Annotated in this window: 9 protein-coding genes; 4 read left to right on the top strand and 5 right to left on the bottom strand. The window is 42.4% G+C overall.

Going from position 1 to position 14,493, the window contains the following annotated elements:
- Positions 1–57 precede the first annotated feature (57 nt).
- Positions 58–2,478: a leucine--tRNA ligase gene (gene leuS / locus RBB56_RS16635; RefSeq protein ID WP_306720077.1), complete on the bottom strand. Its 2,421-nt coding sequence runs from the start codon at positions 2,476–2,478 to the stop codon at positions 58–60.
- Positions 2,479–2,739: 261 nt separating this feature from the next.
- Complete coding sequence (locus RBB56_RS16630; RefSeq protein ID WP_306720076.1) at positions 2,740–4,827, bottom strand: elongation factor G; 2,088 nt, start codon at positions 4,825–4,827, stop codon at positions 2,740–2,742.
- A 295-nt stretch (positions 4,828–5,122) separates the two neighbouring features.
- On the opposite strand from RBB56_RS16630, the gene aroF reads away from it, so the two are divergent.
- The 4 genes from aroF to RBB56_RS16610 all read left to right on the top strand — a co-directional run bounded on the left by aroF (position 5,123) and on the right by RBB56_RS16610 (position 10,919).
- Positions 5,123–6,151: a 3-deoxy-7-phosphoheptulonate synthase gene (gene aroF / locus RBB56_RS16625; RefSeq protein WP_306720075.1), complete on the top strand. Its 1,029-nt coding sequence runs from the start codon at positions 5,123–5,125 to the stop codon at positions 6,149–6,151.
- Positions 6,148–7,248: a prephenate dehydrogenase gene (locus RBB56_RS16620; RefSeq protein WP_306720074.1), complete on the top strand. Its 1,101-nt coding sequence runs from the start codon at positions 6,148–6,150 to the stop codon at positions 7,246–7,248. The genes aroF and RBB56_RS16620 overlap by 4 nt, the downstream gene beginning before the upstream one ends.
- A gap of 14 nt (positions 7,249–7,262) precedes the next feature.
- On the top strand, positions 7,263–8,561 hold the full coding sequence (aroA, locus tag RBB56_RS16615) for a 3-phosphoshikimate 1-carboxyvinyltransferase (RefSeq protein WP_306720073.1): 1,299 nt from the start codon (positions 7,263–7,265) through the stop codon (positions 8,559–8,561).
- Positions 8,562–8,750: 189 nt separating this feature from the next.
- On the top strand, positions 8,751–10,919 hold the full coding sequence (locus RBB56_RS16610) for a methyl-accepting chemotaxis protein (protein WP_306720072.1): 2,169 nt from the start codon (positions 8,751–8,753) through the stop codon (positions 10,917–10,919).
- A 92-nt stretch (positions 10,920–11,011) separates the two neighbouring features.
- Here RBB56_RS16610 and RBB56_RS16605 read toward each other — a convergent pair whose 3' ends face one another.
- The 3 genes from RBB56_RS16605 to queA all read right to left on the bottom strand — a co-directional run bounded on the left by RBB56_RS16605 (position 11,012) and on the right by queA (position 14,484).
- A complete protein-coding gene (locus tag RBB56_RS16605; protein WP_306720071.1) occupies positions 11,012–11,371 on the bottom strand; it encodes a PilZ domain-containing protein in 360 nt (119 codons plus the stop codon).
- A 140-nt stretch (positions 11,372–11,511) separates the two neighbouring features.
- A complete protein-coding gene (locus RBB56_RS16600) occupies positions 11,512–13,317 on the bottom strand; it encodes a GGDEF domain-containing protein (RefSeq protein ID WP_306720070.1) in 1,806 nt (601 codons plus the stop codon).
- A 132-nt stretch (positions 13,318–13,449) separates the two neighbouring features.
- Positions 13,450–14,484 carry a tRNA preQ1(34) S-adenosylmethionine ribosyltransferase-isomerase QueA gene (gene queA / locus RBB56_RS16595; RefSeq protein WP_306720069.1) on the bottom strand — a complete coding sequence of 345 codons (1,035 nt, stop codon included), beginning with the start codon at positions 14,482–14,484 and terminating at the stop codon, positions 13,450–13,452.
- Positions 14,485–14,493: the final 9 nt, after the last annotated feature.

Below are 14,493 nucleotides of genomic sequence, written 5' to 3'. Positions count from 1 at the left end.
TCGCATACGCTCTTTTATTATTTATTGTTTTACCGTAACTGTCCAGTTTCCTCACAGTTACTTATTTTTTACTACAAGATTCACGATTTTTCCGGGGACATAGATCTCTTTTACAATTTCACCCTCAAGCTTTGCTCCAAGCGCTTCTTTTCCGGCTGCAATCGCCGCATCCTTAGTAATATCTGTAGCAACGCTAATTACCAGCTTCGTTTTACCATTTACCTGTACGGCAATTTCCTTCTCCTCTTCTACCATGGCACTTGCATCCGCTATCGGCCATACTTGATGGAAGACAGAACCATTCTCTCCTAATTGACGCCACAACTCTTCACTGATATGCGGTGCGAAGGGAGCCAAAAGTATAACGGCCGTTTTCAACGTATCTTTATCGATACCGTCCTTTTTCGCTATATCCAACATCTTGTTATTGTATTCCATGAATCCGGACACTACCGTATTCAAGCTAAAGTTCTCCAGGCGATGTGAAATATCAGCAATCATTTTATTGCGTACCTTCAGCATTTCCTTCGTGGCTTCCACATTCTTATCCTTATTATTCGTTACAAGGTTCCAGAAACGTGTCATAAAGCGATATACTCCGTCGATTCCTCTGTCATCCCATTCCGAATCGAGCTCCGGAGGGCCTACGAATAGCTCGTAAAGACGTAATGAATCGCAGCCATAATCATTTACCAAACCATCTGGGGATACCACGTTTCCTTTCGACTTACTCATCTTAATACCATTCTTACCTGTGATCATTCCCTGGTTAAACAGCTTGATAAAAGGCTCATCGAAATCAATCACCCCGATATCGCAGAGGAATTTCGTATAGAATCTGGAATAGAGCAGGTGAAGTACCGCATGCTCTACACCGCCAATATACATATCCACCGGCAGATATTTCTCCGCCTTTTCTTTGCTCACCAATTCCTCCTTATTCTTGCTGTCTACATAACGCAGGAAATACCAAGAAGAGCCTGCCCATTGAGGCATGGTGTTGGTCTCTCTCTTAGAAGCTTCTCCACAGACCGGACAGGTAGTATTCACCCATTCATCAATACCTGCCAAAGGAGACTCTCCTGTACCTGTGGGCTGATAAGATTCCACTTCCGGAAGCAGTAAAGGAAGCTGCTCTTCCGGTACCGGCACACAACCACATTTCGGACAGTGTATAATAGGAATCGGTTCTCCCCAGTAACGCTGACGGGAAAATACCCAGTCACGAAGCTTGTAATTCGTCGTCTTATGGCCAAATCCTAACTTCTCAATAAAAGCAGGTGCTTCTTGCTTAAGCACCGATGATTCCATACCGTTCCAGTCGCCGGAATTAATCATCGTTCCCGCAGCTTCGGTATAGGCTTCTGTCATATTTTCTATTTCCTTGCCATCTTTGGCAATTACTTGCACGATAGGTATCTGGAACTTCGTGGCAAATTCAAAGTCACGGTCATCATGTGCCGGTACGCACATAATCGCTCCTGTACCATAATCAGCAAGAACATAGTCGGACAGCCAGATCGGTGTCTTTTCTCCGCTTAACGGGTTAATCGCGTAGGAACCGGTAAATACGCCGGTCTTTTCCTTATCCTGCAATCTATCTACATTCGATTTGTTGGATGCATCCTGAATATATTTATCCACGGCGGCCTTATTCTCCGGCGTTGCCAGCTTAGCTGCAAGAGCATGCTCCGGCGCAAGAACCATGAAAGTCGCTCCGTAAAGAGTATCCGGCCTTGTAGTGTAGACAGTAATTGCATCATCACTTCCATCCACTTTGAAATCGACTTCCGCACCGTAAGAACGCCCAATCCACTCACCTTGCATTTTCTTCACTTTTTCCGGCCAATCCAACTTATCGAGATCTTCTAAAAGACGGTCCGCATATTTCGTAATGCGAAGCATCCACTGCTTCAAATTCTTCTTCGTCACCTCTGAACTGCAGCGCTCGCACTGTCCATTCACAACTTCTTCGTTCGCGAGTCCTGTCTTACAGGAAGGGCACCAGTTAATCGGCATTTCCTTCTGATAAGCAAGTCCTTCTTTGAACATTTTCACAAATATCCACTGTGTCCATTTATAGAAATCAGGATCTGTTGTATTTACTTCCATATCCCAATCGTAAAGAGCCGCAATCTGGTCGATCTGCTCCTTAATATTATCTACATTCTGCTGTGTGGACTTGGCAGGATGTACACCCATCTTAATCGCATAGTTCTCTGCCGGAAGACCGAACGCATCCCATCCCATCGGATGAATGATATAATGACCTCCATTCAACATCTTATAACGGCTCCATACATCAGAAATAACATATCCTCTCCAATGTCCTACATGAAGCCCATTTCCTGAAGGATAGGGAAACATATCGAGGCAATAATATTTCGGCTTTTTTCCATCATCTACATTAACAGGATTTTTCGCCCATTCTTTACGCCATTTTTCTTCAATCTCTTTGTGGTTATACGGTTGTGCCATCTTTTCTTCCTCACATTTTTCAGAATACTTCATCAATATTTTACGTTATAAAACACCGATAATTCTATACTTTTTCTCATACTCTGTCAAGGTTTTGCCTTGTTTTCTATCCTTTTTCTATGATACAAAACAGGATGTCTTATGCATACGCACTCAGACATCCCATTCTTATCTCACTCTTTTCTTAAATTTTACCCTAGTTGCATTTATTACATTACATCCGGCAATACACTATTTACGTCCGCCAATCGGTATCTCCGCTTATTCTTCACCACCCTCCGATACACTAGCTGCTCTCGCTGCCACTTCTTTTTCCTGAATATCGCTTGGTGCCTGCTCATATCTTGAGAATTCATAAGAATAAGTACCTCTTCCGCCAGTCATGGACCGAAGATCCGTACAGTATCCGAATAATCCTGTCATCGGAATATCAGCTTCGATTACCTGCTTGCCATTTAACGGATTCATACCGAGTACACGTCCTCTTCTCTTATTCAAATCACCCATAACATCTCCGGTATAAGCATCCGGTATTGTTACTTTCAAAGATGCGATCGGCTCGAGCAAGATAGGACCTGCCTCCATAAATCCTTTTTTAAACGCCTGAATCGTTGCCATCTTGAAAGCCATTTCCGAGGAATCTACCGCATGATAAGAACCATCGTACAGCACGCCCTTAACTCCTACAACAGGATAAGCAGCGAGAGGCCCCTTTAATACAGATTCCTGTAAGCCCTTTTCTACCGCAGGGAAGAAGTTCTTGGGTACCGCACCTCCTACTACTTCTTGTGCGAATTCATAAGGTTTCTCCAAATCTCCGGAAGGCAGGAATCTCATCTTTACGTGACCGTATTGTCCATGTCCGCCCGACTGTTTCTTATATTTATATTCCACATCGGAAGTCTTCTTAATCGTCTCCCGAAACGCCACTTTAGGCTGTGTTAAGTCTATTTCCACTTTATATTCATTGCGAAGCCTGCTCGTCACCACTTCCAAATGCAAGTCTCCCATACCATAAAGCAGCATTTGTCTATTTTCCGCATCGTTCACCACCTTTAGGGTCGGATCCTCATGCATCATTTTCTGTAAGGACTGGGATATCTTATCGATATCTCCCTTGTTCTTCGCATGATATCTCAAATATGTGTAAGGAGTGGATATCTCAGCTTTACCGTATTTGATCGGACTTGTCTTCGTGGAGAGGGTGTTACCCGTGCGCGCCGCTGTCAACTTAGCAATTGCACCGATATCTCCCGCATGAAGTTCGCTCACTTCTATCGGCTTATTTCCTTGAAGAACATATAATTTGCCTATTTTCTCCTCGATATCTTTATCGCTGTTATAGATGAGATCATCGGTTTTAAATACGCCGGAACATATCTTTACCAGTGAATATTTTCCTATAAAAGGATCCACAATCGTTTTAAATATATAAGCTGATTTCGCCTTGGAGAAATCATAATTCGCCTGGAAAATTTCGTTTGTTTTCAAATTAATTCCCGCAATTTCTTTACTCTCCGGGTTTGGCATATATTTTACAATATCATCGAGCAGTGTATAAATACCTTGGCATAAAACACTGGAGCCCATCGTCATAGGTACTATCGTTCCATCGATGATGTTCGTACGAAGAGCGGCTCTTATCTCCGCCTCAGAGAAAGTCTCGCCTCCGAAGTAGCGTTCCATGAATTCTTCACTCGTCTCCGCTACTGTCTCCATCAGCGTATCCTTATAAAGTTGTAAATTAGCCTTACTATATTCCGGTACCTCACAATCCACCACGTCCTTACCCTGCCATCTGTAACCAGCTTCCGTAATTACGTTAACATATCCGACAAATTTCTCGTTCTCACGAATAGGCAGATGGAACGGTGCCATCTTCTTGCCGTAGGTATTCGTCATATCTTCCACAACCTGACGGAAAGAAGCGTTATCCACATCCATATCTGTTACGAACACGAAGCGGGGCAATTTATATCTATCGCATATCTCCCATGCCTTCTCTGTTCCGACTTCCATACCGGCCTTACCGGATACTACAATAATGGCAGCATCCGCCGCACTGACTGCTTCTTCTACTTCTCCTACAAAATCAAAGAATCCCGGTGAATCCAATATATTTATCTTAATCCCATCCCACTCAATTGGAACAACTGATGTAGAGATAGATATCTGTCTTTTCTGTTCTTCCTTGCCAAAATCGCTTACAGTATTGCCATCGGTTACTTTCCCCATTCTCGAGGTAATACCGGATAAATATGCCATTGCTTCAACTAAACTTGTCTTACCGCATCCCCCATGTCCGAGCAATACTACATTTCTAATTTTGTCAGTTGTGTAAACATTCATATAAATTCCTCCAATTTTCGCAGTTTTTGGGCATTTCATCTAGGCTGTATTTTATGTATTCACTGCCCATTCACTCCCATGCATACATTTTACTAAAACAAACTATATTTTACAAGTCAATTTAAACATTTTGCACATGTTTTTTATTCTCTTCATATACCACCTCTTTTCTTTCTCCTATTATCTTTTCATACCACGTTGACTTTCGCACGTTAAATTGCTATATTATTAGTGTGATTTTCTTATGACAAATTCTCTATAAAAATGCGATAGCTAGCAGAAAGAGGTATAAACTATGATTATTGTAATGAAACCAAATGCCGCTCAAAAAAGTATCGGGTCGGTCATTTCCTATATTGAAAAGAACGGCTTACAGACTCATCTCTCCCAAGGAGAAGAAGTTACTATTATCGGTATCGTTGGTAATAAATCCAAACTGCCCACTGAAAATCTGATGAGCTTCAAAGATGTGGACCATATTGTTTCCGTAACGGAAAGTTACAAGCTCGCCAATAAGAAATTTCATCCCGATCCAAGCATTGTCAAAGTAGGTAATACTCATATCGGTCCGGATACCATGACCATTATGGCTGGTCCCTGTGCCGTGGAATCTGAAGAACAGCTTATGTGTATCGCTCGTGCCGTGAAGCAGTCAGGTGCCTCAATCCTCCGCGGAGGAGCTTACAAGCCGAGAACTTCCCCCTATTCCTTCCAGGGACTTGAAGAGGATGGTCTTCGCTACATGCAGACTGCCAAGGCGGAAACCGGCCTTTCCACTATTTGCGAAGTCGTGAGCCAGGAAGCTATCGAAGCTGCCGTAAAATACGTCGATATGATTCAAATCGGTGCCAGAAATATGCAGAACTTTATTCTGCTGAAAGAAGCCGGACGCTCCGGCCTGCCTGTACTTTTAAAAAGAGGCCTTTGCGCTACCATCGATGAATGGCTGAACGCTGCCGAATACATTATTGCAGAGGGTAATCCTAACGTAGTGCTGTGTGAGCGCGGTATCCGTACCTTTGAGACTGCTACAAGGAATACACTGGATTTAAGTGCTATTCCCGTTTTAAAAGAAAAGACCCATCTTCCGGTAATTGCAGATCCTTCCCATTCCACAGGTGCTTACAAGTATGTCCCTCCTATGGCAAAAGCGGCTGTAGCCTGCGGTGCAGACGGCTTAATGATAGAAGTACATGATAACCCTTCCTGCGCGCTTTCGGATGGTCCTCAGTCTTTAACCTTTGGAAATTTCGATAAGCTGACCAAGGAATTAAAACCTCTTTGTGACTTAATGGGACGTAAACTCGCGGAGATTTCTTTATGAAGCATTTAACACTGGGCTTTATCGGCCTTGGACTAATTGGCGGCTCCATCGCTAAGGCGCTCAAGGCTTCCGGCCTTAATACCACTATTATCGCATACGATTTAAACGGTGACTCCCTGACCCAGGCACAAGCGGATGGGGTTGTGGATGTCACCTGTTCTTTTATTGATGCTTCTTTTTCGAAGTGTGACTATATCTTTTTATGCGCGCCGGTCTCCAAAAATGACGAAAATCTAACAATGCTAAAACAGTTCCTGTCACCGTCCTGCACTCTCACAGATGTCGGAAGCGTAAAAAGCGGCATTCACCGTCATGTAGAGGAACTCGGTCTGACTGCTCAATTTATCGGCGGTCATCCTATGACGGGAAGCGAACGATTCGGCTACAGCAATTCCAAACCCATTTTATTAGAAAATGCATATTATATTCTTACTCCCTCAGGCTGTGTATCCAATGAAAGGGTGGAGGAATATCGAAGTCTCGTTCTCTCTATGGGTGCGATCCCTCTTGTTCTTGATGCTAAAAAACATGATTACGTAACCGCTGCCATCAGCCATCTCCCTCATATTACTGCCTCTTCTCTCGTCAATCTCGTCAGGGATTCTGACTCAGAAGATGGTATTATGAAAATGATTGCTGCCGGCGGCTTCAAAGATATTACGCGTATCGCGTCCTCTTCTCCTGATATGTGGCAGCAAATCTGTCTGACGAACACCGAGAATATCGTGTCTCTTTTGGATGATTATATTAAAGCGCTCTCCTGTATCAAAGAACAGCTTATACGAGAAGATGCAGACTTTCTCTACGAGTTTTTTGACAGTGCAAGAGTTTACCGGGATTCCTTTATCGAGACTTCCAGCGGCCCGATTAAGAAGTCCTATTCCATTACGATCGATATTGCGGATGAAGCTGGTGCACTCGCTTCTATTGCGACGATGCTTGCCCTTAACAATATCAGCATTAAGAACATCGGTATCGTACACAACAGGGAACTTGCAGAAGGTGTCCTTCGCATCGAATTCTATGGGGAATCAGCCGTTAATACAGCAATACCTCTATTGACTAATCGAGGATACACCATCTACGAGAAAAAATAAGGAGGATTTCATCTATGAGATTCCATCAAATTGATAAAGCGGCCGGGCTACGGGGCGAAGTTGCAATTCCCGGCGATAAATCCATTTCCCACCGAGCGGTGATGTTCGGCTCTCTTGCCCTTGGAACAACAGAAATTACTAATTTCCTACAAGGGGCCGATTGCCTGTCCACTATCTCCTGCTTCCAAAAGCTAGGAATTACAATTGATAATCTCACCGGAAACGAGAACGAACCCGAGAGGATCATAATTCATGGAAAAGGCTTGAATGGCCTATCCGTCTCTTCTGATGTTCTGGATGTGGGAAACAGTGGCACGACGATCCGTTTAATCTCCGGTATTCTTGCTGCACAACCCTTTGAAAGTGTGCTTACCGGCGATGCTTCCATACAAAAGCGCCCTATGAAACGCATTATGGAACCGCTCTCTGAGATGGGTGCCGATGTCAAAAGCTTATCAGGCAACGACTGTGCACCGCTTAGGATTATGGGACAACCGCTGCACAGCATTCATTATCACTCTAAAGTTGCCTCTGCCCAAGTGAAATCTGCAATTCTCCTTGCCGGTCTTTATTCCGATGGAATCACAAAGGTAACAGAACCTATCATCAGTAGAAATCATTCAGAGCTTATGCTTCGTACCTTCGGTGCAAAGGTATGGACCGAAGGCACTACCGCTATTTTGGAACCGCACCCCTCTCTGGAAGGGCAAAAGATTAACGTACCGGGAGATATCTCCTCTGCCGCTTACTTCATAGCCGCAGGACTTATCGTGCCCGGTTCCGATATTCTTATTAAAAATGTAGGCATCAATCCGACCCGCGACGGTATCTTAAAAGTAGCAAAAGCGATGGGGGGAAAGATTACCTTACTAAATGAAGACTACGAAGGAGAACCCAGGGCAGATATCCATGTTGCTTACAGTGAATTACATGGTATTACGATTGAAGGAGATATTATTCCTACTCTTATTGACGAGCTTCCCATTATCGCCGTGATGGCTGCTGCAGCCAGCGGAACCACCCTTATCAAGGATGCCGCAGAACTTAAGGTGAAAGAATCCAACCGTATTGACGTTATGGTAGAGAATCTATCCGCTATGGGGTGCTCCATAGAAGGAACTGAGGACGGCATGAGAATTGAAGGCGGAAATCCCCTGAACGGAAGCGTTATCGACTCTTATGACGATCACCGTATCGCCATGAGCTTTGCTATCGCCGCCCTTATCGCACATGGGGAAAGCGAGATTAAAAACAGTGATTGTGTTTCTATTAGTTATCCTTCTTTTTACTCCGATTTGCAGAAATTATATTAAAGGATTAGAGCGTCAAAAGCCTCATACGCAACTTGGCTTCGTCAATTTGCACATAGGCTCTTTTACTATCATATACAACTGGCCTATTTTATACCGGCCGGTTGTATTTTTTTGCAGAAAATGCTACAATAATCGCAATAATAGGTGTAGGCAACTTGATCATATTTTAGAACAGGGGGTACTACAAAAATGCAGCTCAAAACAAAGGCAAATAAGGAAAGGAAACACAGTTCAAAGGCAAAACAATCCAAACAAACAAAACAACTAAAACAAGCAAAGGAAGGAAAACTACTAAATAGCAAGAAAAGCAAACGAGATTTTTTACTCTCTATAAGAACCAAAATTACTTTCGTTCTCGTTATCTTTATCCTTTTGGCCGTCTTTATTAATTACAATTACCTTAGCAGATTGTCGAAAGATACGCTAACGAGCTATACGGAAGCTACCTTATTGGAGATTGTGGAAGCACAGAATAATTATATTGAACAATCCATCGAAAAATACAACTCCACACTTACTTATTTGAACGGCTCTGAAAACTTCTATGCCTATAATATCAATCACGGTACAAAATATTATAAAGAAGTCCATGCAACCCTCAATAAGTATCTCGACCAGAATCCTACCCATGAAAGTATAAGCTTCGTAGATGCAGAAACATTAACACTTCTGGGAAGTACCGATGCTGATATGGAAGGAACTGATTACTCCGATAAGGAATTTATCAATTACATAATGAAATACCATGAACCTGCCCAAAGCAACGTCTTTTCTGATGATATAACGGGAGAGCCTCTGATTTCCATCGGAGTTCCTCAATCCAGCCATATCGATGAAGGAACTTTATCCGGGGTGATGTTTACCAATGTGAAAGCCTCTCTCCTATCGGATACCTTATCCGATATCAGAGTATTTAATTCTGATACCAGCTATGCTTATCTGCTCGATGCCAACGGGGTATATATTTATCATCCCGATAAAGAGCTCATTGGCAAACGTGCGGACTCTGATTTCATTCATCGTCTGGTATCCGATATCAAGTCAGAGAATACTCCGGAAGCTACGGTAATTGCCGATTCCGAGACAAGTCAATACATTGCTTACAAGATTTCAAGCCTTAACCATTGGATTCTTTGCATTGCCATCCATCAGGATTCCGTACTGACTCCTATCGACGAGATGCGTAAAAGCTCGGTAAATATTAGTATTATTATTGTTATTATCCTATCAACATTCGGATATATATTTGCCACTACCATCACAACGCCTCTTAAGGTCATCACCCGAATTGTCAACAAAACTGCCGATCTCGATATTTCACAAGATGATTCTTATCATTATCTTCTGAAGAAAAGAGATGAAACAGGTTCCATGGGACGCGCAGTATCCAAAATGCGCCAGGCTTTCAGCAGTATGATGCATGATATCTCCGGAACATCTGATGTGATTAACAATAACTCTTCAAGGCTGCTGGAAATAGCCAATACAATGAATGACAATGCCAATACAACTTCCAGCGCAGCGGAACAGCTTTCTTCCAGTATGGAATCCACCGCTGAAAATACGGAGGCCATTAGCACACAAATTCAGTCTATGGGAGAGAATACCTCTGCCATCAATGAAAAGGCAACACAGGGAGTAGGATTCTCAGATGAGATTATGAAACGTGCTCTTACTCTTAAGAAAAGTACATTGGCTGCAACCGAGAAGACAAGGTTAATGTATGAAACAGTCAAGACGGAGACAGAATCTGCTATTGCCAGTTCAAAATCTGTTTCTAAAATCAACGAGTTGACGGAAACAATTATGGAAATCTCCAGCCAGACTAGCCTTCTTTCCTTGAATGCTTCTATCGAAGCAGCGAGGGCAGGCGAGGCAGGCAAGGGCTTCTCTGTAGTAGCAAGCGAGATAGGTAAACTTGCGGACCAGTCTTCCAAGACAGTGACTAATATTACTACTATTGTCGCCGAAGTAAATACCGCAATTGGCAAAATGACATCCAGCTTAACCGCGGCTTTGGACTTTCTCAATCGGACAGTGCTTGCCGATTATGAAAGTTTTGTTACTGTCAGCGAACAATATTCCGAAGATGCCGGCTTTATCAACAAGACTATGTCCGACATCGATCTATCCATCGATGGACTGAATAGCACAATGATTAAGATTGCAGACTCCATTCATCAAATCAATATTGCAATCAGCGAAACTAGCCAGGGTGTCAGTATTGTCGCTTCTAACAATGCACAAACTGCTGCTCTCACCACCGAAACTTACCATATGGTGGAAGCAACACTCGCTCAGTCTGAGAAATTAAATGAGATGGTGAATAACTTCACTCTGGACAAACATACTGAGTAAAACCAAAGCTTTAAAATCCCCCTATACGTCGGACGATATCGACATATAGGGGGATTTATTCTATGCATTAAATATGTAAGGGCAGATTGCTATCAGACCTCTTCGTTCCTCTGACTTCCTGCTTGTTCCATCGCATCCCATACTTCAATTCGAAATGCATCAACATCTGAAAGCCCCATAAAAGTAGCACCGTATTCGTAACAATCTTCCAACTCTTCAATCCGGACAATTTTAAGAAGAACATGAATCACTTCTTTGGTCCAAATCATAATATTAGATTCATACACAGAATCCATTTCTAACTCTTCCTCACAATGAAATCCCATCCCCGCCTTAGAAATATCGAAGATATTAATAGAAATCATCTGATTCTGCGCATTATCGATTCTTTGCACTACAAGCTCGGAGTTAAGATTCAGTCTTCTATACTTTCTCATCTTTTCAACATCCATGTCTTTCCATCCTTCTGTCCCAAAATACCGGTACATTTTCCCCTTCGTAGAATAAATAGGTCCTTAAAGTATAATCTATATTATAATAAATCATTATTTGAATTTTGTAAAGGATTATGCTGATATGGATGTTTTGATACTTACATTACTAATTTTCCTTTTTGATTTTTCTTATATTTCTTTCTGGCCGCCAATACTTCTGTTATCTCATCTGCTGAAAAATACTCTTTTTCCCTGTTATCCGCCATTGCTGCCGTTACTGATAATAAAGGAAAGCGTTCCATTGCCCCCTGCCTATTCATTGCCTCAATGTAGCCATTTCTTCTATCTTCCGAAGCGTAATAGTTATGTACCCTTGCTTCATAGTCTCTTACAATCTTCGTGCAAAGATACTCACAATTATAATGTTTGAATATAGCCACGAAATCATCTCCGCCAATGTGACCCACGAAGTCTTCCTCGGATGTATTCAGCTTCAATATGTTGGCAAACTCTTTAATTACTAAGTCTCCCTTTCCAAAACCATAGACATCATTAAAAGCCTTAAAGTTATCTAGGTCAAAATATATAACTGTATACTCTTCTTCGTTACGCATTACCCTCTCGATTTCATCTTTTATCAAAATATTGCCCGGTAGTTCTGTCAGCGGATTTTGCAGCTTTGCTGCCGTCACCGCAATATCTATTGTCTTCTGCAAAAGATCCTTCACCGTTACAATTCCTGAATATTCCCCTTTGTTAGTTACCACTATAAAGTCATAGAGGCACTCGTTCTCTCTCTCCATAGCTGTGTTCGCAACAACACTTATAGACGTCATATAATCCACCTCCAGAAATCTTCTTTCCATGATGGAACCTATTTTCTTTCTTTGATGGAGGCTGAAACCATATCTGCCTCCCAAACACTGATTCAACTTATCCTTTGTCACTATTCCTACTACCTTGTTACCATCAAGTACCGTTACTCCCTGTATATCAGGATTTTTATCAAATAATATGGCAGCATCCACTACCACCATCTGTGCCGGAATTGTCTTCCCTCTCGTACTAATATTATCTATGTAATACTTTTCAACCCCGAGACTGATTCCGCTATTTTTCTTCATATTACATTTTTTTATAATCGAAAGAACACTCTCATCAACCTTTCCTATTATTTCTCCAGGCCGCCCAAGCAGATATCCTTGTCCATAATGGGCTCCAATCTCTATAAGAGTGTTTAATTCCTCTATTTCTTCAATCCCCTCTGCAATCAAAAACATTCCCAAACTATCGGTAAGCCCTACTAAGCTTTTAGCTAGAGCACGTTTCATACTATCATTATGAATATTCCTAACCAACTTCATATCCATCTTTATGTAATGCGGCTTAATATCACAGATTAAATTCAATCCGGAATAACAAGAGCCCACATCATCCAGCGCAATCTCATATCCCTGTTCCTTATAATGCGTAACCGTCGCCTGAAATGTTTCGCTTTCCTTAACAGCACTTTGTTCCGTTATTTCTATCGCCACCTGATCAGGAGAAACATGATAAACCTCCAGATGCTCTTTCGTAAACCCCTGTCTAAACTTTGCATCATGCATCACAAGCGGATTAACGTTTAAAAAAAGCTTTTTATTATAACATCCGTTTTCAAAAAACATATTCAAAGTTTTCGTCCTGCAAAGCTGCTCCAGATCCCATATCCTCCCCTGTAGGACTGCCTGTTCAAACAATTCCGCTACGCTGATAATATCCGTTCTTCCTTCTATCTGACTCAATGCTTCAAATCCCAGAATATTGCCATCCCTGAGAGAAACAATCGGCTGAAATACCGGCCGTATTCTTTCCTCCGCGATAATATCTCTAAGTTCTTTCTCCATATTTGCCATTTCTGTCCTGCCTCTCCATCCGGTACTATCAGCATAAGGGTTACCTATCTCCCATATTCTTCCCAACATACAATATTATTTTTATGGTAAAGTATATTTTTCTTCGCGACTATCTCTCCTATCTTAATATTGTGTAAAATATACGTAAAAAGGCTGTGCTTTAGGCACAACCTCTCATACAACAAATTAATATTTAGCTTATTACCCGATAAACATCGCATCTCCAAAGCTGAAAAACCGATATCTTTCACGTATCGCTTCTTCATAAGCATGAAGGACATTTTCTCTGCCCGCGAGGGCGGATACAAGCATCACGAGAGTGGATTCCGGGAGATGGAAATTGGTAATGAGTCCATCCAATATGCGGAAACGATAACCGGGATAAATGAATATTTCGGTATTTCCACAGCCTTCACGGAGTATTCCGTTCTCATCGGTAGCGCTCTCCAGCGTGCGGCAACTCGTTGTGCCCACGCAGATTACTCGTTTTCCCTTCTTCTTTGCCCCGTTTACTTTATCCGCGGCTTCCTTTGTCACCTGATAATATTCCGAATGCATATGATGCTCCAATATATTATCCGCTTTTACAGGACGGAAGGTCCCAAGTCCTACATGTAAGGTCACATAGGCGATATCTACGCCTTTTCCCTCTATGAGACTAAGAAGTTCCTTGGTGAAATGAAGTCCTGCTGTGGGGGCCGCTGCAGAACCTTCGTATTTGGCATAGACGGTCTGGTAGCGGCTCTTATCCTGAAGCTTATGCGTGATATAAGGGGGCAGAGGCATTTCCCCCAGTCGGTCCAACACCTCTTCAAAGATACCTTCATAATGAAATTGAATGAGGCGATTGCCTTCCTCTACCACATCCATGATTTCTCCGGTCAGGATGCCATCACCGAAGCTGATAATCGCTCCCGGCTTCGCCTTTTTGCCCGGCTTTACCAAGGCTTCCCATATATCATTTTCCTGCCTTTTTAGAAGCAGAACTTCTATTGCTGCACCGGTATCCGCTTTTACGCCGAGCAATCTGGCCGGTATCACCTTCGTATCATTGAGCACCAGACAGTCTCCCTGCTCCAGGCAGTCAATAACTTCCCGGAATATTTGATGCTTTATCTCTCCAGTATTCTTATCCAGTAAAAGGAGTCTCGAGCCGGAACGATCCTCCAGAGGATCCTGAGCAATCAGTTCCTCCGGCAATTCAAAATGAAAATCAGACTTCTTGAAATCTTTCATAAACTTTCA

Origin of the sequence: Kineothrix sp. MB12-C1, from assembly GCF_030863805.1 — a bacterium.
Lineage (GTDB): Bacteria > Bacillota > Clostridia > Lachnospirales > Lachnospiraceae > Kineothrix.
This window is presented reverse-complemented; position numbering and strand designations above follow the sequence as displayed.

Coding starts and splice junctions, on each gene's coding strand:
- leuS (WP_306720077.1), bottom strand. CDS start 2,478: ATGGCACAACCGTATAACCACAAAGAGATTGAAGAAAAATGGCGTAAA.
- RBB56_RS16630 (WP_306720076.1), bottom strand. CDS start 4,827: ATGAATGTTTACACAACTGACAAAATTAGAAATGTAGTATTGCTCGGA.
- aroF (WP_306720075.1), top strand. CDS start 5,123: ATGATTATTGTAATGAAACCAAATGCCGCTCAAAAAAGTATCGGGTCG.
- RBB56_RS16620 (WP_306720074.1), top strand. CDS start 6,148: ATGAAGCATTTAACACTGGGCTTTATCGGCCTTGGACTAATTGGCGGC.
- aroA (WP_306720073.1), top strand. CDS start 7,263: ATGAGATTCCATCAAATTGATAAAGCGGCCGGGCTACGGGGCGAAGTT.
- RBB56_RS16610 (WP_306720072.1), top strand. CDS start 8,751: ATGCAGCTCAAAACAAAGGCAAATAAGGAAAGGAAACACAGTTCAAAG.
- RBB56_RS16605 (WP_306720071.1), bottom strand. CDS start 11,371: ATGGATGTTGAAAAGATGAGAAAGTATAGAAGACTGAATCTTAACTCC.
- RBB56_RS16600 (WP_306720070.1), bottom strand. CDS start 13,317: ATGTTGGGAAGAATATGGGAGATAGGTAACCCTTATGCTGATAGTACC.
- queA (WP_306720069.1), bottom strand. CDS start 14,484: ATGAAAGATTTCAAGAAGTCTGATTTTCATTTTGAATTGCCGGAGGAA.